Origin of the sequence: Janthinobacterium rivuli (assembly GCF_009208735.1) — a bacterium.
Lineage (GTDB): Bacteria > Pseudomonadota > Gammaproteobacteria > Burkholderiales > Burkholderiaceae_D > Janthinobacterium.
This window is the reverse complement of sequence record NZ_WFLJ01000029.1, coordinates 1-20,168: the sequence shown is the minus strand read 5'-3', so window position 1 is coordinate 20,168 and position 20,168 is coordinate 1. Positions and strand designations below refer to the sequence as shown.

The window sequence follows — 20,168 nt, the reverse complement described above, 5'->3', positions numbered from 1 at the left end:
TTCCGCTGCGTGCACCGCTTTACTTCGCTGCCGTCACCGGCGTGCCCTTGATGTCGGCGCCATACGGCAAGACCTTGGACGCCATGCGGGTATCGGCCTTGATCAGCGCCACTTCATCGGCCAGGATGCGCGCCGTCTCGTTCAGCAGCACGTCCTTGGCGCTCTTGGCGGCCGTTTCGGCGTCGAGTTCCGCGCTCAGGGCGCGCTCATCGCCCTGCAAGCCGTCGTCGGTGCGCAAGGCGCCCTTCACGGCGGCGATCTGCTTGGCCGTCTTGTTGGCCGCTTTCGCACCCTTCAGCACGTCTTTCGGATCGGGAATCACCACCAGGTCGTCGGCAGGATTCGCAATCTGCGCGATCAGGCGTTTTTCACGCGCCTTGGCGCGCGCTTCCTGGGCGTCGCGCTCCTTGCGGCGCACGGTTTCATTGAGCGAGATCTGGTTTTCCTTGCGCTGCTTGACGACCAGGGCGATGTCATCGAGCAAGTACTGGAAATCCTTGTCCTTGGCCACGCGCGCTTCATGTTTCTTGTCCAGCAGCGGCACGATGTCCTTCAGGTCGCCCGTCGGCATGTACGGCGCCGGCTTGATGGCCACCCACGGCAAGGCATTGTCATAGCTCGATTCGCCGAAGTTTTCCGCGTCCGACATGGCTGGCAGCTTGATGTCGGGCGTGACGCCGCGCAACTGCGTGGTGCCGCCATTGATGCGGAAGAACTGCGCGATGGTCATTTTCAGCTCGCCGAAACGGGCTTTCTCGCTGCCGCCGAAACGGTCGAGGTTGAACAGGGTCTGCACCGTGCCCTTGCCGAAACTGCCTTCGCCGATGATGACGCCACGACCGTAGTCCTGCACGGCGGCGGCGAAAATTTCAGAGGCGGAAGCCGAGCCGCGATTGATCAGCACGCCCATCGGGCCATCCCAGGCCAGGCCGGCATTCGTATCGCTTTCCACGTCAACCTTGCCTTCGGCATTGCGCTGCATCACGACAGGCCCCTTGTCGATGAACAGGCCCGTCAGTTCGACGGCTTCGTTCAGCGAACCGCCGCCGTTGTTGCGCAAGTCGATCAGGACGTTGTCGACCTTGTCCTTCTTCAACTCGGCCAGCAAACGGCTGACGTCGCGCGTGGCGCTCTTGAAGTCCTTGTCGCCTCGGCGGCGCGCTTCGAAGTCCTGGTAGAACGTCGGCAGGGAAATGACGCCGATGCGGCGCTTGACGCCGTTGTCGCGCACTTCGATGATCGATTTCTTCGCTGCCTGCTCTTCCATGCTGATTTTCTTGCGCACCAGCGGCAAGACCACATGCTTGGCGTCGGGGCCGGCGTCGGCCGGCAGGATGTCGAGGCGCACCACGGAATCCTTGGCGCCGCGGATCAGCTGCACCACGTCATCGATGCGCATGCCCAGCACTTCGGTGATGGGGCCGCTTTCGCCCTGCCCCACGCCGACGATGCGGTCGCCCACTTTCAGCTTGCCCGACAAGCCGGCCGGGCTGCCCGGCACGACTTCGCGCACCACCGTGTATTCGTCGCGCGTCTGCAGCACGGCGCCGATACCTTCGAGCGACAGCCGCATGGCGATGTCGAAGTTGTCCGAGGCGCGCGGGCCCAGGTAATTGGTATGCGGCTCGATCGACATGGCGTACGCGTTCATGAAGATCTGAAACACGTCTTCGCTGTTGAGCTTGCGCGAACGGGTCGTGTAGCTTTCATAGCGCTTGTCCAGGGTCTCGCGGATGGCCTTGTCTTCCTTGCCCGCCAGCTTCAGGCGCAGCCAGTCGTTCTTGACGCGCTTGCGCCACAGGTCGCGCACTTCCTCGTCGTTCTTCGGCCAGGCGGCCTTTTCGCGGTCGATCTGGTAACTCTCGTCGGCCGTGAAGTCGAATTTGGTTTTCAGCAATTCACGCGCATACGCCATGCGCTCGTCGAAACGTTGCTGGTACAGGTTGTAGATGGCAAACGGCGCCGTCAAGTCTTCATTGATGATGGCGTCATCGAGCTTGGTGCGCAGCGGTGCGAAGCGGTCGACGTCGGCCTGCACGAAAAACAATTTTTCCGCGTCCAGCGACTTGAAGTAACGGTCGAAGATTTTCTCCGACATGGCGTCATCGAGCGGCATGGCCTTGTAATGGACGCGCGTCAATACGCGCGAGGCCCACAAGGCGGCCTGCGTTTGCTGGGCCAGCGGCTTCATGGGTAGCGGAGGAGCGGCGCTCTTGTCCGTCTGGGCTGCGCCAGCGTGGGCTGACAGGGCAAGCACCAGGGTGACCAGCATCATTTGCTTCTTCATCGGCTTCTCCGAAAATTAGTTGAATCAATTCCAGGCGGCGCAGAGAGGCATGCGCCAGCCAGCAAGACAGTAAGGGGGATACACGACTGGTCTGCATATTATTCTACAGGATACGGCCTGGCAGTCTCCCAAGGAATATCAGTTTCTTCCTGGAAGCTTAAACGCGGATTAAAGGCGGCGTTTCATTCATTACAAAGTGAAACATTTGTGAGAAAAATCGCATCATCGGCCAGCGATCGAGTTCAGCATGTTCCATTGAAATCAAGAAAGTCAATACCCCATTCTTGAAAATCTTGATGTGGATGATGTTTTTACGCGAAAAAAAATGATTCCTGCGGGAAACACTTAGTAACAAAAGGCAAGCGACATGCTATCATCGCGCCCTGAAATCCAGCTTGCCTGTGCGCGGCCCCCAAGCCGGCGCGCCTCCGTTTCAAACGCATTCCCCACCAGATCCCCTCCCCGCGTGTCATGTCATGACCAGGAATGGCCGAGCTGATTACCCTTTGCCAGACTCACACTATGCCTACAATTTCGTTCTCCCCCCGCCACTGGAGTGTCGGCGGCAAGATTACCGTCTTCACGTTTTCCCTCGTCAGCCTGATCCTCGCCAGCCTGACGGCCTTGACCAGCATCCGTACCTCCAATGCCCTGGAACAGCGTGCCGAAGCGGCCGTCACCAGCGAACTCAATAGCGTCATGACGACCACGGAAGTGTTTCATACCGCCATGGTCAACGAGGCGGCCAGCTTTGCGCGCCTGTTCGCGGCCGAGTTTCCCGGCCCGTTCACGGTCGATGCGGGCGCCATGGTGGCCGTGGCCGGCAAGGCCACGCCGGCGCTGGCCAACGGCGGCAAGGTGCTCAACCTCGACACGGCCCTGGTCGACCGCTACACGGCGCAGACGGGCGTGATCGCCACCATCTTTGCCGCCAACGGCGATGAATTCGTGCGCATCAGTACCTCGCTGAAAAAGCAGGATGGCGAACGGGCCATCGGCACCCAGCTCGACCACAATCACCCCAGCTATGCGCCGCTGCGCGCCGGCCAGCGCTTCGTTGGCATGGCAACCCTATTTGGCAAGCAATACATCACCCAGTACGATCCCGTGCGCGATGTGGGCGGCAAGGTGGTGGGCGTGCTGTTCATCGGCCTGGACATCAGCAAGAATCTGGCCATGCTGAAAGAGAAGATTCGCCAGGTCAAGATCGGCCAGACGGGCTATATCTATATCGTCGACACGGCCCCCGGCGCCAACTACGGTCACCTGGTGCTGCACCCGAACAGCGAAGGCAAGAGCGCGCTCGAGTTCAAGGCCAGCGATGGCCGCTTGTTCATCCAGGACATGCTGGCGCAAAAAAACGGCGCCATGCGCTATACGTGGACGGCGCCGGGCGAAACGAGTGCCAGCGCGCGCGAAAAGCAGCTGTTTTACCGCCAATTCAAGGATTGGCAATGGATCATCGCGGGCGGCACGTTCACGGACGAGATCACCCTGGAGGCGCGCCAGATGCGCAACCAGCTGGCCATTTCCGGTTTCATCGCCCTGCTCATCTTCGCCCTGCTGCTGTACTGGCTCGTGCGCACCCTCGTGTCGCGCCCGCTGGCCGCCGCCGAAACGGCCGCCGCGCAAATCGCCGCCGGCGACCTGACCGTGCACCTCGACACCAGCAGCCTGGATGAAATCGGCCGCCTGCTGCTCGCCATGAACCGCATCAGCGACAACCTGTCGCAAGTGGTCAGCAATGTGCGCGGCAGCGCCGGGCAGATCGCCACGGCGTCCGGTGAAATCGCCAGCGGCAACCTGGACTTGTCGAGCCGCACGGAGCAGCAAGCCAGTTCGCTGGAAGAAACAGCCGCCTCGATGGAAGAACTGAGCTCGACCGTGCGCCAGAACGTCGATCACGCGCAGCAGGCAAGCCGGCTGGCGCACGATTCGTCCAGCCTGGCAGCGGAAGGCGGCGCGGCCGTGGCGCAAGTGGCCAGCACCATGGATGCCATCCGCAGTTCCTCCGGCAAGATCGCCGACATCATCGGCGTCATCGACGGCATCGCCTTCCAGACGAATATCCTGGCCTTGAACGCGGCCGTGGAAGCGGCCCGCGCCGGCGAACAGGGACGCGGCTTTGCCGTCGTCGCCACCGAGGTGCGCACCCTGGCGCAGCGCTCGACGGCAGCGGCGAAAGACATCAAGGATTTGATCCAGGCGTCCGCCGGCACGGTGGACCTGGGCCATGCGCAAGTGAGCCAGGCCAGCGCCACCATGGACACGGTGGTGGCCAGCGTGCGGCAAGTGAGCACCATCATGGCCGAGATCGCCCAGGCGAGCGAAGAGCAGCGCAGCGGCATCGAGCAAGTCAACCAGGCCATCGCCCAGATGGACCAGGTGACCCAGCAGAACGCGGCCCTGGTGGAAGAAGCGGCCGCGGCCGCCGACGCCTTGCAGGAGCAGGCGCAGGAGCTGAACCAGGTGGTGGGCGTGTTCAAGCTGTAAGGGCTGGCGGTGCTAAGATGGGGACGAATCCACTTTGCCAGGAGGCAGCATGCACGACGACTACGTTGTAATAGCCCGGCTGATGATACCCACGGATGCGCACGTCATCCGCGGCTGCCTGGCGGCCGCCGGCATCGACGTGCTGCTGACGGACGACCAGCACATGCAGGCCGACATGCTGCTGGCGGCCGCCATCGGCGGCGCCCGCGTCATGGTGCGCGAACACGACGTGGCGCGCGCCAATGACATCCTGGCCGCCTTCGAGCGGGGCGACCTGGCGCTGGCGGATGATGCCGACGTGGGCGTGCCCGTCGCGGATTAAGAACACCTGTCAAAACCTACTGCGCGTCGTAATTTGCGGTCTGCGATGCTCACTGTACCTTCGTACAGTTGCGCTTCTCAACCACAACTTCCTTCCGCTCGCTACGGTTTTGCTAGGCGTTGTAAATCAGGCATAGAAACAGCGCCCGCACGCCTGGCGGTAACTCTCGTTGCCGCCAATACTGATCTGCTCACCTTCCTTGATGCGGCGGCCCTGCTCGTCCACGCGGATGTTCATCGTGGCCTTCTTGCCGCAAGTACAAATATTCTTCAATTCCTCGATATCGTCGGCCAGCGCCAGCAGATAGGCCGAGCCGGGGAACGGTTCGCCCTTGAAATCCGTGCGCAAGCCGTAGCAGATGACGGGCACGCCCTTCACTTGCGCCAACTGGTGCAGCTGCTGCACCTGGACCGTGCTGAGAAATTGCGCCTCGTCCACCAGCAGGCAGGCGACCTGGGGAATATCGTCGAGGAAATTCGTGTCGGCGTGGAAGATGTCGACCTGGCGCTGCGGGCCCAGGCGCGAAGTGACCCTTCCCACGCCGTAGCGGCTGTCGATGGCGGCCGTGTACAGGCGCACCTGCTGGCCCTGCTCTTCATAGTTGTGCGCGACCTGCAACAAGGCCGTCGACTTGCCCGCGTTCATTGCGGAATACCGGAAATAAAGTTTTGCCACTGCCGCCTGCCCTGTCTGAGTAATTTCAATACTATTTAGTATCTTTTCGAGGCGTGATTATAAATCGCAATGGCAAGCTTGCGGCAGCTTAATCCATGCGCCCATGCCGAGGCAAAGCGCCGGAAAACGGTGCATACTGGGATGATGCAGTTCCGCAGGCATATGCGAAAGCCGCATATGCAAGCATGCAAACATTCGTTCGCCGCACCCGTCCACCCGCCTACACTGCGCGGCACGGAAGGCGGCTCGGGACACAATCCGGAGCGGCTGTTTCTCTGACAGGAGCCACCATGAATGATCGAATGCCATCCCCATCCCAGCCGCCAGCGCTATACACGCTGATCGGCAATACCCCGCTGGTCGAAGTGACCAGGCTCGACACGGGCCTGTGCCAGCTGTTCCTGAAACTGGAATCGCAAAATCCCGGCGGTTCCATCAAGGACCGCATCGGCCTGTCCATCATCGAAGCGGCCGAAGCCGACGGCCGCCTGCGGCCGGGCGGCACCATCGTCGAGGCGACCGCCGGCAACACCGGCATCGGCCTGGCCCTGGTCGGCCGCATCAAGGGCTACCGCGTGATTCTCGTCGTGCCCGACAAGATGTCGACGGAAAAAGTGCTGCATTTGAAGGCCCTGGGCGCGGAAGTGCACACCACGCGCTCGGACGTGGGCAAGGGCCATCCCGAGTACTACCAGGATTACGCGGCGCGCCTGGCGCGCGACCTGCCCGGCGCCTTCTTCGCCGACCAGTTCAACAATCCCGCCAACCCGCTGGCCCACGAAACGACCACCGGACCGGAAATCTGGGAGCAAAGCGGCCATGACGTGGATGCCATCGTCGTCGGCGTCGGCTCGTCCGGCACCCTGACGGGCCTGACGCGCTACTTCCGCAAGGTGCAGCCCAAGCTCGAATTCGTGCTGGCCGACCCGCAAGGCTCCATCCTCACCGAATACATCGACACGGGCAAGGTGTCGGACACGAGCGGCTCGTGGGCCGTGGAAGGAATCGGCGAAGATTTCATCCCGGCTATCGCCGACATGGACAGCGTGAAAAAAGCCTACACCATCAGCGACCAGGAAAGTTTTGATTCCGCGCGCGCCCTGCTGCGCGCCGAAGGCATTTTAGGCGGCTCGTCCACCGGCACCCTGCTGGCCGCCGCCCTCAAATACTGCCGCGAACAGACCACGCCCAAACGCGTCGTCACGTTCGTGTGCGACACGGGCACACGCTACCTGTCGAAGGTCTACAACGACGGCTGGATGCGCGACCAGGGTCTGCTGCAGCGGGCGCTCTCGGGCGACTTGCGCGACCTGATCGGGCGCCGCTACGACGAGGGCGACGTCGTCAGCGTGGCGCCGGGCGATACCCTGCTGACGGCCTTCAACCGCATGCGGGCCAGCGACCTGGCGCAGCTGCCCGTCATCGATGGCGGCCGGCTGGTCGGCATCCTCGACGAATCGGATTTGCTGCTGCATGTATCAAGCGACGCCGCGCATTTCGCGGGTCTGGTGGGCGCCACCATGACGACGCAGCTCGAAACCCTGGCGCCATCGAGCGGCTTGCCCGCCCTGCGCGCCACCTTGGACCGTGGCTTGACGGCCGTCGTCGCCGACGACAACGCCTTCTATGGCTTGATCACCCGCTTCGACCTTCTCAACCACTTACGCAGGACACTATCTTGAGCCAGCACATTCCCCGCAAGAGCCGCCTCGCCACCCGCGTCATCCACGCCGGCCAGTCGTCCGATCCGTCGACGGGCGCCATCATGCCGCCCATTTACGCCACCTCCACCTTCGTGCAGGACAGCCCCGGCGTGCACAAGGGCCTCGATTACGGCCGCTCGCACAATCCCACGCGCTGGGCGCTCGAGCGCTGCGTGGCAGACCTGGAAGGCGGCAGCGCGGCCTTCGCGTTCGCCTCGGGCCTGGCCGCCATCTCGTCCGTGCTGGAATTGCTGGACGCGGGCAGCCATATCGTCGCCGGCGACGACATGTACGGCGGCACCTACCGCTTATTCGAGCGCGTGCGCCGGCGCTCGGCCGGGCACGAGTTTACGTATGTCGATCTGACCAATCCCGAGAACCTGCTGGCCGCGCTACGCCCGGAAACGAAGATGGTGTGGGTCGAAACGCCGACCAACCCGATGCTGAAACTGGCCGACCTGCGGGCGATTGCCGACATCTGCCGCGCGCGCGGCATCATCGCCGTGGCCGACAACACGTTTGCCAGCCCGCTGGTGCAGCGGCCTTTGGAACACGGCTTCGACATCGTCGTGCATTCGACCACCAAGTACCTGAACGGCCACTCGGACATCATCGGCGGCATCGCCATCGTCGGCGCGGAAGAGCGCCAGGCGGAATGGCGCGAGCAGCTGGGCTTCTTGCAAAACTCCGTGGGCGCGATCGCCGGGCCGTTCGACAGTTTCCTGGCCCTGCGCGGCGTGAAAACCCTGGCCATCCGCATGCAGCGCCATTGCGAAAGCGCCCTGGCGCTGGCGCAGTGGCTGGAACAGCAGAAGGAAGTAAGAAAAGTGTTTTATCCGGGCCTGGCATCGCACCCGCAGCACGCGCTGGCGCGGCGCCAGATGGACGGTTTCGGCGGCATCATCTCGATCGACCTCGATACGGACCTGGCGGGCGCACGGCGCTTCCTCGAACGCTGCGAGGTGTTCGCTCTGGCCGAAAGCCTGGGCGGCGTGGAGAGCCTGATCGAACACCCGGCCCTGATGACGCATGCCAGTATCCCGGCCGAGCAGCGGGCCAAACTGGGCATCGGCGATGGCTTGATCCGGCTGTCGGTGGGCATCGAGGATATCGAGGATTTGCGCCATGACTTGCGCACGGCGCTCGACGCGATTTGATATTTCAGATCAACCCAGGACCAAAACTACTGGGGTCGTACCCTGAGGGTACGACCCCGGCTGTAGCGGTGGGGTTTCCTCACTCCCCCGGCCGATACCTGCGCGCCAGGTGCTTCGCCACGTCCTCGGGATAAAACAGCACGTCCTTGAACTCGCCGCGCGCATACATGGCCGCCTGGTCCCGGAAATGCGGCGACTTGGGGTCACCGCTCTGGCCGCCCGCGAGGATGCTTTTCGCCTTGATGCGGGGACCGAATTCCACGGCCGCCACAAAGCTGTTGCCGCGCTCGCCGTAAATCCTGCGCGTGCTGCTCTTGCTGCTCTGGCCATACGCGGCCAGCGCGCCCCAGTTGCCCGACGCATAAGGCACGGGCAAGCTGGGCTGCGCATCGTCGAACGGCTGCACGATATCGCCCGTCAGGCGCTGGAAGCGGTTGATCTCGCCCCACGGCGTTTGCCAGTTACCGAAATCGCGCTGCAGCTTGGCTGCGGCACTGGCCAGGGCGTCCAGCCGTTGCGCCGCAGTGACCTTGTCCGTCGCCAGAAAATCGACCACGGGCACGCCGTGCTCGCGCGCCTGTTTTCCAACCACTTCGGCCAGTTCCTGGCCCCAGAACACGGCCAGCGAAGTGGCCGTCGACGTGAGCGAATAGCGCCAGTCCCAGGACCGCAGCAAGGCCACCTTGTCGGCCAGCGCCAGCTTGCGCGCGTCGCCCGCCGGCAACGCATCCCAAGCCGCGAACAGCGGCGGCAGCAGCGCTTCGAACGCCGTCAGCTCGCTGTCATAGGACGCGGCGATCAGCTTGTCGAGCGTGAAATCCTTCTGGTTCTGGAAGACCTTGACGGCATGCAGGCCGCGCGCGTTTTCGCCATACACGGACATGTAGGCGGGATAGTCGCTCTGGCGCGGGCTGTTGGCGCCGGCCGCCGAATACGGCCAGTTGTTCGTATTCTGTATCCAGCCATTTTTCGGATTGAACAGGGTGATGGTTTGCGCCACCGTATGCAGCCCCTGCCATTCCGTGGCCGGGTCGCTGCCGTCGACGGGCTGCTTCCAGTTGAAGCGCGGGTCGCGCACGGGGATGAAATTACCGTGAAAATAGGCGATGTTGCCATCCGCATCCGCATACACGGTGTTGTTCGAGGAATTCGTGCGCAGCTCCATCGTCTTGTAGAAGGCCGCGTAATCGCGCGCCTTGGTGCGCGTGTACGACTGCGTGAGCGCCTTCAACGGTTCATGCATCAGGCGCACGGCCACCCATTTACCGTCCTGCGCACGCACGATGGGGCCATGGTGGCTGTAGTAGACCGTGATGATTTTCGAGCCCATGGCGCCGTCGGCCAGTTTATATGGCAAGGTAATCGGTACGGCTTTCAAGGGGCGCAAGCCGCCGTCATAGCGGTAGAACCATGCGCCATCGTGGTCGACGATGCTTTCCAGGTATTCGTCGATGACGTCGCCGCCGCCCGAGGTATGCATCCAGCCGAGGCGGTCGTTAAAACCCTGGTAGACGAAGAACTGGCCCCAGGTGACGGCGCCATACGCGTTCAAGCCTTCGCCGCTGGTGACCTGCACTTCGGGACGGAAATAGAACGAGGTATGCGGATTGATCATCAAGAGCGCATGGCCATTTTTCGTGATCGCGGGCGCGATGGCGAAGCCGTTCGAGCCGCTCGGCTCCGGATCCAAGCCCGTTTCCACGCTGGCCAGCGCCACGGCGGCAGGCATGGCCTGCTGGCCGTAGAACGCTTCGAGCTGCGCCAGGTTGATCGATTCGATATCGCCGCCGATGCTGCCTTCGCTGAAGCTCAGGGCCATCCACGGCTCGAAATGCGTGATCAGCTTTGGTTTCACCTGCGGATGCGTGGCCAGGTAAAAATTCAGGCCGTCGGCAAACGCATCCATCAGCTTGCGCAGCCACGGCGGGCTGGCGCGGTACTGCGCCTGCAACTCCTGCGGGTCGATGAAGAGCTTCATGCGCAGGTCGCGGTACAGCTCCCGTTCGCCCTCCACTTCCGCCAGCCGTCCCATGGCGTTGATGTAGTTGAGTTCCACGCGGGGGAAATCATCCTCGGCCTGCGCATACATCAGGCCAAAGACGGCATCCGCATCGCTCTTGCCCGTCACATGGGGCACGCCCCACGTGTCGCGCGCGATGCTGACGTTGGCGGCCTGGGCCCGCCAGCGGGCCATGTCCGTGACAGAAACAGCGGGCGCGGCCAGCACGGGAATACTGGCGACAGCGACGGAGGCAAACAGGGCACTGCGATGTAACATGCAAAAACTCCAGATCAGGATGCGTCGATCAAGGCGGCGATACGCTGGTTCAACTCCACATTTTCCGCCTGCAGCTGCGCCACCTTCTGTTTCAGGCTGGCGATCTCGCCGCGCAGGCGTTCCGTTTCGGACGGCGCCTGCGCCGCATTGTCCGCCCACGGTTCGTTGCCTGTTTCCGGCGTATCCTGCGACACGTGGGGCGCCTTCGGCTCGCGCGGCGTGCGCGTGGCGGCGCGCTGTTCGCGGATTTCCTTGGCCGCCTGGCGCAGCAGTTTTTTGCCGCCGGCGACGGCCGCCACCTGCTCTTCCGGCGGCAAGGACGCCACGGTGGCCGCCGCGTTGATCGAGATCGTGCCCGAGCGGACGGCTTCCACCAGTTCCGGCGCGGCCGCCTTCTGGATCTTCTCGATCTGGCTGATCTGGTTGCTGCTCAATCTCGCCGCCTTGGCCACCTCTTCGCGCGTGCTCATGGGGGGCTTCGGCGCGTTTTCGCCTTCCGGCGCATCCTGGGCGCTGACGGGCGCGGGACTGCGCGCGGCGACGATTTCCTTCTTGCGCAGGGCCAGCACGCCGCGCTGGAAGTCCGATACGCTGCGGCGCGCCAGGTGATTGTCGATCATCCACAGCATGACGTCGTCGAGCGAGGTAAAGCTGGTGTTCTGGATGGTCTTGAATTCGATGCCGTGCTGGCGGCAGATGGCGTAGCGGTTATGCCCGTCGATCAGCACGTCGTTCCACAGCACCAGCGCGTCGCGGCAGCCTTCGGCCAGCAGGCTGCGCTCGAGCGCCGCGTACTCGCTGGCGGTGAGCGGATCGATATACGACTGCAGCACCTGATTGATAGTGATATTCATGGTTGTCCTCAATATTGCGGCGCGATGGTCCGCGCCGGCACGAATGCTACACCATCCGCCACCCATAAAGCCGACTGAGGTCCGCCATCGCTCCTCAAGGAGGGAAAAAGTGCATTTTTCCTTTCTTTCACAGGCAACTGAACTTATCATTTGGCAATATTTAGCTACCATCCCCTTTTACTCGCGCCTGCCTGTGCATGAGCGCGCCCCAGACAACAAGGAAATCAATGAAAAAGTTCTGCCACGTCGCCATCGCTGCCCTGCTACTCAGCGGATGCGCCACCATGGAGGTCCGCGAGACGACCCGCACGATGGAGCGCATCGGCCATGATCCGCAACTGAACATCGTTTCAAAAGTCACTGCCGGTGAAGCACTGTTATCCACTTTCCAGTACACAAGCAAAACGGGCTATCAGATTTACGATGGGCGCGCCGTGTCGATTGGTGGCGGACGTGTCGCCGTCATCGAGGGCGACTTCCTGTACCGCGCCGATGTCGAGGGGAAACCCGCTTACTGCACTGAACGGCAGGTATTCAACATGTTGCTAATCGGAATGACCAAGAATGCCTGTTTTGCTGACCGCAACAATGATGGCCTGCTGGACCAGGTAATGGTCGCAAGCGATCTGATGTGGTTGCACGAAGATGTCAATCCCGGCATCAAATTCGGCCTGGGAGTGGAAACGGCACCTATCGACAGGTCCATCAATTCGCAGTTGCTATACCAGGGCTACAGCAATCAAACCTTGCGCATTGCCTACAGAGAATATGCAGGCGACCTGGCACGGCCGTCGTTTGCGCAAGACTTGTCGTTTGAGATATCCAGTTTCCCTGCGGAAATTACCTTCAGGAAAATCCGGATCCAGGTACGCAGCGCAGGAAATCAAGGCCTGGAATACCAGATCCTTGGCGGCTATTGACCCTTGTGAGCAAGCTGCGATCCGAGCAGATATAGCATGAAAAGAAAGTACGCCACCGCGATCATTTTTGCCGTCGCCGCCATCGGCTTCACCTGGGTCAGCCCCTACATCGCCATGTACCGCATCAGCATCGCGGCGAAATCCGTGCGCCTGGAAAACCTCGCGCAGCAGGCGGACCTGCCCGCCATACGCGCCAGCGTGGCGCGCCAGTTGCGGGCGGCCGGCGAAACGGCCAGCGAAGACGATTTCAAGGAAATGCTCGACACCATCGTCTCGCCGCCCGGCATCACGGTGCTGATCCTGCACGGCAAGCAGGGGGCGGACGGCAAGCGCCACGACTTCGGCATGGCGTACCGCTCGTGGAACGAAGTGGTGCTGCGGCGCAGCGGGGCCGGGCCCGCCGCCAGCCAGTTTTTGCTGCGCCGCCATGGCATCTGGGACTGGAAACTGACGGACATCACCTTGCCGCCAGAATTACTCTGACGAAACTTGATCTAAAACAACACTTACCTAAACCGCTATATTGATTTTGGGAAATATTATGTAGAATGCCAACACTTCAGGCGCACCGGGTCGCCAGGCATCCGAGAGATTGCACGATGAAAAGAATGATGCTTCTCGCTGTAGTGGCACTGGTCGCGCTGGCCGGCGTCTTCTATGGCAGCCCGTATTTCACCATGAACAAGATCCGCGCGGCGACCATGGACGAGGATAGCCAGGCCCTGGCCGCGCAAATCGACCTGGCCCAGCTGCGCGGCAGCCTCGGGCAGCAACTGCACACCCTGTTCTCGGCGCCGGAAGTGGCCGACGACATCAGTCCCGACGTCATCGATCCCTTGCTCGATACCATGCTGATGCCTGAAGGCATCGTCGCGTTGATGAAGCTCAATGACCGCTACGAAAATCCGATCGCCAAGGTCAGCGACATCAGCGGCCGCAAACGCAACACCAAGCCCGACTACAAGCTGCGCTACACCTCCTGGAACAGCGTCGTGGTGCAGCGCGCCCACAGCAAAAGCCACATCGGCGAACTGACCCTGACGCGCGACGGCCTGTGGCACTGGAAACTGGTGTCGGTGGCCCTGCCAAAGAATCTGCTGGCCGACGCGTAAGGCGCCCGCCCTTCGTGTCGTCAATCCAGCCGCTATCCGACACCGTACACTGCTATCATCGGTTTTTGATTTCCATCGGAGGCAGCATGTCAGACCTGGTACAACACGCCTTGACCCACGCGGGCAAACCGGCCACCACGCCCTGGGTGGTGACCCTCGTCAGCGGTGAAAAACTCACCGGCCCCATTTCCCCGCTCAGTGACGGCTGCTACGCCATCGGCCTGGGGCAAATCAAGTATTTTTCCAGCGACAAGGTCGCCTGCCTGAATGTCTCGGGCGCGGGCGCCTTTCCCATCTGAACACCTTGGCAACGGACAAGACGCAGGACAGCGCAGGCCTGGCGGCGCAGCTGCAGGCGCTGGAAGCGGCGCTGCAAAGCCAGGCGGTGCGCGCCGACAGCGCCAGGCTGGCGGCCATGCTGGCCGACGAGTTCGTCGAATTCGGCAGTTCGGGCAATCTCTGGACGCGCGCGGCAACCCTGGCGGACCTGCCGGCGGAAGACTTTTGCCGCCGTAGCATCAGCGATTTTCAGGCCCGCTTGCTGGCCGACGATGTCGCCTTTGTTACCTACCGCTCAGAGCGCCACGCGAGCGGCGCCCTGCCCGCCAGCGCCAGCTGGCGCAGTTCGCTGTGGACATGGCGCGACGGCCGCTGGCAAATGGTTTTTCACCAGGGCACGCCCATTCCCGGCTGATCCTCCCCCATTCTCCAGACGCTTTTCCGGTGCCAGCTCCAGCGGCGCCGGAGCAAACCATGCATGCCGGAAAGTTGTTTTACGGCACGAAATCTCATTGATTTACTAATTTTTTTTTGCAACAATGAATTTAATAAATAAAACAAATAAATTATTGGAATCGTTTTTTTAAGTACCACAATCCTCACACCACGAATCCGTGTTCTGGATAGAGAAGCACTGCGTAACGCACGACCCGCTGCCAGGCCAACGCCTGCCACTTGTTCCGCGCAAGCATCCTTTCTAATCGTCACCACGTATTCTTGGGAGAGACATCATGGATAAATTCACCGTTCGCACCCAGCTCACTCTGGCCTTCGGCCTGCTGGTCTTTTTCCTCATCGGCATCTCGGCCCTGTCGGTGCGGAGTTTTTCCACTTTCAACACGGGCTTTGAGCAGTATGTCAACGGCATCACGGCCCGCGCCAATACGGCGCACCGCGTGCGTGACGCGATCGACATGCGTGCCGTGGCGGCCAGGAACCTGGTGCTCGTCACCAAGCCGGAAGACCTGGAAATCGAACGCAAACAGGTCTTGCAAGCGCACGCCGATGTCGCCAGGAACATGCAGCATCTGCTGCAACTGGCGCAGCAGCCGGGGGTATCGGACGAGGTGCGCGCCATCATCAACAAGATCGACAGCATCGAAAAGCGCTACGCCCCCGTGGCGCTGGCCATCGTCGACCTGGCGCTGCAAAAGAAAACCGAATTGGCCATCGTCAAGATGAACGAGGAATGCCGTCCGCTGCTGGCCGCCCTCGTCGCGGCCACCGATGACTATTTCACCCTGACGGACCAGCGCTCCGCCCTCATCCTGCAGGAAGACAATGAGCGCTATATTCTCAACAGGAACATCCTCATCGGCGCCAGCTTGCTGTCCATCGTGCTGGCGGCCCTGGCGGGCTGGCTCATCACACGCAGCCTGCTCAAGGCGCTGGGCGCCGAACCGAAGCAGCTGTGCGACGCCGTCAGCCAGCTGGCGGGCGGCGACCTGACAGGCAAACTCAACGTTGCAGCGCACGATAGCGTCAGCGTGCTGTCGGCGCTGCAGCGCATGCAGGTGTCGCTGACCTCGGTGGTGTCCTCCGTGCGCCAGGATTCCGACACGGTGGCCCTTGCCGCCGAGGAAATTTCCACCGGCAACAACGACCTGTCCCTGCGCACGGAACAGCAAGCCAGTTCACTGGAAGAAACCGCTTCCTCGATGGAAGAACTCACCAGCACCGTGCGCAAGAATGCGGAAAACGCCCGCGAAGCCAATGTGCTGGCCACCACCGCATCGGACGTCGCCAGCAAGGGCGGCGACGTGGTGGGGCAAGTGATGGGCACCATGGACCTGATCAGCGAATCGTCGCGCAAGATTGTCGACATCATCAGCGTCATCGACGGCATCGCCTTCCAGACCAATATCCTGGCCCTGAATGCCGCCGTGGAAGCGGCGCGTGCCGGCGAACAGGGCCGCGGCTTCGCCGTCGTGGCCACCGAAGTGCGCGGTCTGGCCCAACGCAGCGCCAGCGCGGCCAAGGAAATCAAGACGCTGATCGACGATTCCGTGAGCCGCGTCGATGCCGGTGCCAGACTGGCGGCACAAGCGGGCACGACGATGTCCGAGGTGGTCGCCAGCGTCGCCCGCGTCAGCAATATCATCGCTGAAATCACGATGGCCAGCCAGGAACAGTCCGCCGGCATCGAGCAGATCAATCAGGCGGTGACCCAGATGGATGGCGTCACGCAACAAAACGCGTCGCTGGTGGAAGAAGCGGCGGCGGCCGCCGAATCACTGCGCGACCAGGCCAGCCACCTGGTGCAAACCGTGAGCATCTTCAAGACGCACGACGGCCATGCGGCCGCACCGGCGCCTGCACCAGCGCGTGCCAGCCACAAGCCGCTGCGCCTGGTACCGGCGCCGGCCAGCAGCACCGTCAAGCGCCAGGCCGCGCCGGCAAAACACCGTGCGGTGCAAGCGGAAGCGGTGACGGCCGGCGATTGGGAAGAGTTTTAGCAGATAGCGGCATGCGGCCACGCGTGCCGCGCCACACCCGCACAGGGGCCTCGCCGCAGGCGGCGCTCCTGTCGCGTTGCAACAACACGCCCCTCCCGAAAAAATCCGCGGCAGCTGTTGTATTTCCACTGCCCGCAAGCGACCAGCACGGCAACAGCCATCGCTCTTTTTTGCGCTCCCGCAGGAAACCCCATCGTTACGCCCGGCCACTTTTGCGCTCGCACAAGCCTGCCGGCACTCTACTATGCACCCGTCGGATATTGACGACAAATACGATTTTATTCACGTATTCAGTCGAAACGGATATGAATAGCCATCGCTGGAAAATGGCATGAATACCAAAACTTTCCGTGCTAGCATGATTTTTCGTTCAGCTGGCCAGCGCCAGCCTGCATGCCCCAACAACCTCGACCGACAGGAGCCGTTACATGATGACACCGCATGCCAGCACAGTACGCCATACCCTGATTGCCCTGGCAATCACCGCCGCCTTTCCCCTGCAGGCGATGGCGCAGGCACAGGACAGCGTCCCGGCGCCTGTCGCCGACGCCCCTGCCGCGCCGGCGGCACAGGCCGGTCCTGGCCAACTGGAAACGGTGATCGTGACGGCGCAGCGGCGCGCGGAAAACATCAAGGACGTGCCCATGTCCATCGCCACCCTGAAGGGCGACAAGCTCGACACCCTGACGGCCGGCGGCGCCGACATCCGTTTTCTCAACAGCCGCTCGCCCAGCGTGTCCGTCGAATCGGATTACGGCCGCACCTTCCCCCGCTTCTACATTCGCGGCCTGGGCAATACCGACTTCGACCTGAACGCCTCGCAGCCCGTGGGCCTGGTGATGGACGACGTGGTGCAGGAAAACGCCATGCTGAAAGGTTTTCCCGTGTTCGACGTGGACCAGGTCGAGGTGTTGCGCGGCCCGCAAGGCACGCTGTTCGGGCGCAACTCGCCGGCCGGCGTGATCAAGTTCGATTCCGCCAAGCCCGTCTTCAAGACGGAAGGCTACCTGAGCGGCGGCTTTGGCAAGGATGGCATGAAGAACCTGGAAGGCGCGTACAACGTGCCCGTCAGCGACACGGTGGCCCTGCGCTTCTCCGGCCAGACGCAGCGCCGCGACGACCGCGTGCACAATCCGCGCCCCACCGGCACGCGCGACTTCGAAGGCTATGAAGACAGCGCCGCCCGGCTGCAGGTGCTGGTCAAGCCCACGCGCGACTTCAGCGCCCTGTTCAATGTGCACGCGCGCAACCTCGATGGCACGGCCACCTTGTTCCGCGCCAACATCCTGAAACAGGGCACGAATGACCTGGTCGACAATTTCGACTACGGCTCTTACCCGACCGACGGCATCAACCGCCAGCACCTGAAAACCAAGGGCGGCAGCATGCGCCTGAAATGGGACTTGCCTGGCGTCACCCTGCATTCCATCACCGGCTACGAAAAACTCGATTTCTTCAGTCGCGCCGACGTCGACGGCGGCTATGGTGCCGTGTACGCACCGCCGATGGGCCCGGGCTTCATCCCCTTCGTCGTGGAAACGGCCGACGTGATCCCCAACCACAAGCAGATTTCGCAGGAATTCCGCGCCGAATCGAGCGCCAAGGGGCCTCTGCAATGGATCGCCGGCCTGTTCTATTTCAAGGAAGACATCCAGATCGACAGCATCAGCTTTGACAGCCTGGCGCCCGGCAATCCGCAAAACAGCGCTTACGCCACGCAAAACCAGAGCTCGAAATCGTATGCGGCCTTCGGCTCGCTCAACTACACGGTCTCGGACGCGCTGAAACTGCGCGCCGGCCTGCGCTACACGAGCGACAAGAAGGATTTCTCGGCCAAGCGCGTGGAAGCGACCACGGCCGGCCCTTTCAACCTGAACGACACCTCGCACAACATCAGCTGGGACTTGAGCGGCACCTACGTGCTCACGCCGGCAACCAATGCCTACGCGCGCATCGCCACCGGCTACCGCGCGCCGTCGATGCAGGGGCGCCTGAACGGCCTGGCCGACCGCCCCTCGTTTGCCGGCGCCGAAAAGGCGCTGTCCGTCGAGGCCGGCATCAAGCAGGACCTGTTCGACAAGCGCGCGCGCTTGAGCCTGGCCGTGTTCCAGTACCGCGTGAAGGACAAGCAACTGACGGCCGGCAGCGGCGCCGTCAACATGAACCAGCTGATCAATGCCGACAAGGCCACGGGCCGTGGCGTGGAACTCGATTTCCAGGCGAACCTCAGCGATTCACTCAGCATGACCCTGGGCGGCAGCTATAACCACACGGAAATCCAGGACAAGAAACTGTTCGTGCAAAGCTGCGGCAACGCGCAAAACAACCCGGCCAGCGGCTGCACCGTCACCGACCCGCAGGGCCCGTTCAAGGGCACGGCCTACATCGACGGCAACCCGCTGCCGCGCGCCCCGGAATGGCAAACCAACTTCACCCTGAAATACAGCATCCCCGTCGCCAATGGCGAGTTCTACGCCTACACGGACTGGGCCTACCGCACCAGCTACAACTTCTTCCTGTATGAAGCGAAGGAATACAAAGCCAAGGAACTGCTCGAAGGCGGCTTGCGCGTCGGCTACAAATGGGACCGCTATGAGCTTTCCGCGTATGGCCGCAACATCACCAACCAGATCCAGTCGCTGGGCGCCATCGATTTCGACAACCTGACGGGCATCATCAACGAACCGCGCACGTATGGGGTGCAGTTCAAGGCGACGTTTTGACGCTTGATTAGGCGACAATAATACTCTGACCACGCTCGTGTTGGAGCCCGCTCACTCCAACGCGGCGTCAATTCCATGTTCAGCGCAAGTTGCGCGCTGCATTGGAGGTACTACTAACAAAACAATGCAACAATTGGATAGATTTCCAGTTGTTTATTTTTAATACAATCTGGCCCCATGATTACTCCGGCGTCTTGTATGAAAAAATATTGGTTTGCGGTAGCCCTGACTCTCGCCCAGCCTGCCGTACATGCAGAGGAAAAATCAGATCCTCTTGATACCTTTCGCTTACAGACGCAATTTCAAACATTGATGTGCCGCATGGAGACCCATACCGCTATCTTGGAAGTTCAACTCGGAAAGCTGGATGATGCCGTTCCGCCTATGCGAATTTGCATCAAAAAGGCCAAGGCAGAGTTAAAGAATATCTATCCAGCTGCATTGAAAGCCGTTGCAAAAAAACCTGCCGCAGCAAAATTACTCAAAGATTACTACGCCTCGTCGCTCACGGCGCTCGAAGGTGTCGCTCCAAATTCGAGCGAAACGAAACAGGGCTATGCTGTGCGCCAAGATGCGGCGGATGCCAAAAACAGAGAGATCTGGAATCGTTTTGAAATTGAAGCTGGAATTCAGGACTGATTCAATGATCACATCGTCCGCGGCGTTGTCCTGCCAACCCGCACTTGCCATTAAGAATAAGCTCCATTCGCATCGCACCATACAGGCTGGTCTTCCAGACGGGAGCGGCCGCCGTGCACCTGAAGTTGCCATGAGCATGAGTATTAGAACGCCTAACAAAACCGCTGAATGTATCTCCAGCAGATGAGTATGCAGGCAAGCGAGAGGAATGCCTGATGGATATCGGCACGGCGCTCGTAGCGGATGCGTAATCGGCGGAAGCGGTGTAGC

The 20,168-nt window shown here is 61.7% G+C and carries 16 protein-coding genes and 1 pseudogene; 12 read left to right on the top strand and 5 right to left on the bottom strand.

Translation table 11 applies throughout. The features are described from left to right. Nucleotides 1-19: 19 nt before the first annotated feature. On the bottom strand, nt 20-2,287 hold the full coding sequence (locus GCN78_RS27645) for a carboxy terminal-processing peptidase (RefSeq protein ID WP_152254554.1): 2,268 nt from the start codon (nt 2,285-2,287) through the stop codon (nt 20-22). A gap of 522 nt (nt 2,288-2,809) precedes the next feature. Between GCN78_RS27645 and GCN78_RS27640 the strand changes: the two genes are divergently transcribed. Both GCN78_RS27640 and GCN78_RS27635 read left to right on the top strand, forming a co-directional pair. Further along, nucleotides 2,810-4,780, top strand: coding sequence for a methyl-accepting chemotaxis protein (locus tag GCN78_RS27640; protein ID WP_193316892.1), 1,971 nt, complete (start codon nt 2,810-2,812; stop codon nt 4,778-4,780). Between the two features lie 49 nt (nt 4,781-4,829). Beyond that, entirely contained in the window at nt 4,830-5,102 is a 273-nt protein-coding gene (locus GCN78_RS27635; RefSeq protein ID WP_152254553.1) for a putative signal transducing protein, read from the top strand. A gap of 126 nt (nt 5,103-5,228) precedes the next feature. Here the strand turns inward: GCN78_RS27635 and GCN78_RS27630 are convergent, their stop codons facing one another. Next, nucleotides 5,229-5,777, bottom strand: coding sequence for a thymidine kinase (locus tag GCN78_RS27630; protein ID WP_152254552.1), 549 nt, complete (start codon nt 5,775-5,777; stop codon nt 5,229-5,231). A 290-nt stretch (nt 5,778-6,067) separates the two neighbouring features. Between GCN78_RS27630 and GCN78_RS27625 the strand changes: the two genes are divergently transcribed. Together GCN78_RS27625 and GCN78_RS27620 are read left to right on the top strand one after the other, a co-directional pair. After that, nucleotides 6,068-7,459, top strand: a complete 1,392-nt coding sequence (locus GCN78_RS27625; RefSeq protein ID WP_413465248.1) for a pyridoxal-phosphate dependent enzyme — start codon at nt 6,068-6,070, stop codon at nt 7,457-7,459. Further along, entirely contained in the window at nt 7,456-8,637 is a 1,182-nt protein-coding gene (locus tag GCN78_RS27620; RefSeq protein WP_152254551.1) for a trans-sulfuration enzyme family protein, read from the top strand. Before GCN78_RS27625 ends, GCN78_RS27620 begins: the two co-directional genes overlap by 4 nt. A 79-nt stretch (nt 8,638-8,716) precedes the next feature. Here the strand turns inward: GCN78_RS27620 and GCN78_RS27615 are convergent, their stop codons facing one another. Together GCN78_RS27615 and GCN78_RS27610 are read right to left on the bottom strand one after the other, a co-directional pair. Next, entirely contained in the window at nt 8,717-10,915 is a 2,199-nt protein-coding gene (locus GCN78_RS27615; RefSeq protein ID WP_152254550.1) for a penicillin acylase family protein, read from the bottom strand. Nucleotides 10,916-10,929: 14 nt separating this feature from the next. Then, nucleotides 10,930-11,769, bottom strand: a complete 840-nt coding sequence (locus GCN78_RS27610; RefSeq protein ID WP_152254549.1) for a hypothetical protein — start codon at nt 11,767-11,769, stop codon at nt 10,930-10,932. Between the two features lie 227 nt (nt 11,770-11,996). Here GCN78_RS27610 and GCN78_RS27605 point away from each other — a divergent pair, with 227 nt between their 5' ends. The 8 genes from GCN78_RS27605 (at nt 11,997) to GCN78_RS27570 (ending at nt 19,898) form a co-directional block, all read left to right on the top strand. Continuing rightward, nucleotides 11,997-12,689, top strand: a complete 693-nt coding sequence (locus GCN78_RS27605) for a hypothetical protein (protein ID WP_152254548.1) — start codon at nt 11,997-11,999, stop codon at nt 12,687-12,689. Between the two features lie 36 nt (nt 12,690-12,725). Continuing rightward, nucleotides 12,726-13,172 carry a DUF2939 domain-containing protein gene (locus tag GCN78_RS27600; protein WP_152254547.1) on the top strand — a complete coding sequence of 149 codons (447 nt, stop codon included), beginning with the start codon at nt 12,726-12,728 and terminating at the stop codon, nt 13,170-13,172. 125 nt (nt 13,173-13,297) lie between these two features. Then, entirely contained in the window at nt 13,298-13,801 is a 504-nt protein-coding gene (locus GCN78_RS27595; RefSeq protein WP_193316891.1) for a DUF2939 domain-containing protein, read from the top strand. Between the two features lie 86 nt (nt 13,802-13,887). Further along, nucleotides 13,888-14,100 (top strand): hypothetical protein, encoded by a 213-nt coding sequence (locus GCN78_RS27590; protein WP_099403040.1) that lies wholly within the window; start codon nt 13,888-13,890, stop codon nt 14,098-14,100. 5 nt (nt 14,101-14,105) lie between these two features. Beyond that, a complete protein-coding gene (locus GCN78_RS27585; protein ID WP_226939854.1) occupies nt 14,106-14,495 on the top strand; it encodes a nuclear transport factor 2 family protein in 390 nt (129 codons plus the stop codon). Between the two features lie 316 nt (nt 14,496-14,811). Next, entirely contained in the window at nt 14,812-16,536 is a 1,725-nt protein-coding gene (locus GCN78_RS27580) for a methyl-accepting chemotaxis protein (protein WP_152254545.1), read from the top strand. A 431-nt stretch (nt 16,537-16,967) separates the two neighbouring features. Continuing rightward, nucleotides 16,968-19,259 carry a TonB-dependent receptor gene (locus GCN78_RS27575; protein ID WP_152254578.1) on the top strand — a complete coding sequence of 764 codons (2,292 nt, stop codon included), beginning with the start codon at nt 16,968-16,970 and terminating at the stop codon, nt 19,257-19,259. A gap of 198 nt (nt 19,260-19,457) precedes the next feature. Continuing rightward, nucleotides 19,458-19,898 carry a hypothetical protein gene (locus GCN78_RS27570; RefSeq protein WP_152254544.1) on the top strand — a complete coding sequence of 147 codons (441 nt, stop codon included), beginning with the start codon at nt 19,458-19,460 and terminating at the stop codon, nt 19,896-19,898. Nucleotides 19,899-20,050: 152 nt separating this feature from the next. Here the strand turns inward: GCN78_RS27570 and GCN78_RS27565 are convergent. Beyond that, nucleotides 20,051-20,168 (bottom strand): annotated as a pseudogene (locus GCN78_RS27565) (IS5/IS1182 family transposase); the annotation flags it as partial.

What these genes read in the sequence shown, in the direction of transcription:
- GCN78_RS27645 (WP_152254554.1), bottom strand. Translation starts at nt 2,287, where the DNA reads ATGAAGAAGCAAATGATGCTGGTCACCCTGGTGCTTGCCCTGTCAGCC.
- GCN78_RS27640 (WP_193316892.1), top strand. Translation starts at nt 2,810, where the DNA reads ATGCCTACAATTTCGTTCTCCCCCCGCCACTGGAGTGTCGGCGGCAAG.
- GCN78_RS27635 (WP_152254553.1), top strand. Translation starts at nt 4,830, where the DNA reads ATGCACGACGACTACGTTGTAATAGCCCGGCTGATGATACCCACGGAT.
- GCN78_RS27625 (WP_413465248.1), top strand. Translation starts at nt 6,068, where the DNA reads ATGAATGATCGAATGCCATCCCCATCCCAGCCGCCAGCGCTATACACG.
- GCN78_RS27615 (WP_152254550.1), bottom strand. Translation starts at nt 10,915, where the DNA reads ATGTTACATCGCAGTGCCCTGTTTGCCTCCGTCGCTGTCGCCAGTATT.
- GCN78_RS27610 (WP_152254549.1), bottom strand. Translation starts at nt 11,769, where the DNA reads ATGAATATCACTATCAATCAGGTGCTGCAGTCGTATATCGATCCGCTC.
- GCN78_RS27605 (WP_152254548.1), top strand. Translation starts at nt 11,997, where the DNA reads ATGAAAAAGTTCTGCCACGTCGCCATCGCTGCCCTGCTACTCAGCGGA.
- GCN78_RS27600 (WP_152254547.1), top strand. Translation starts at nt 12,726, where the DNA reads ATGAAAAGAAAGTACGCCACCGCGATCATTTTTGCCGTCGCCGCCATC.
- GCN78_RS27595 (WP_193316891.1), top strand. Translation starts at nt 13,298, where the DNA reads ATGATGCTTCTCGCTGTAGTGGCACTGGTCGCGCTGGCCGGCGTCTTC.
- GCN78_RS27590 (WP_099403040.1), top strand. Translation starts at nt 13,888, where the DNA reads ATGTCAGACCTGGTACAACACGCCTTGACCCACGCGGGCAAACCGGCC.
- GCN78_RS27580 (WP_152254545.1), top strand. Translation starts at nt 14,812, where the DNA reads ATGGATAAATTCACCGTTCGCACCCAGCTCACTCTGGCCTTCGGCCTG.
- GCN78_RS27575 (WP_152254578.1), top strand. Translation starts at nt 16,968, where the DNA reads ATGACACCGCATGCCAGCACAGTACGCCATACCCTGATTGCCCTGGCA.
- GCN78_RS27570 (WP_152254544.1), top strand. Translation starts at nt 19,458, where the DNA reads ATGAAAAAATATTGGTTTGCGGTAGCCCTGACTCTCGCCCAGCCTGCC.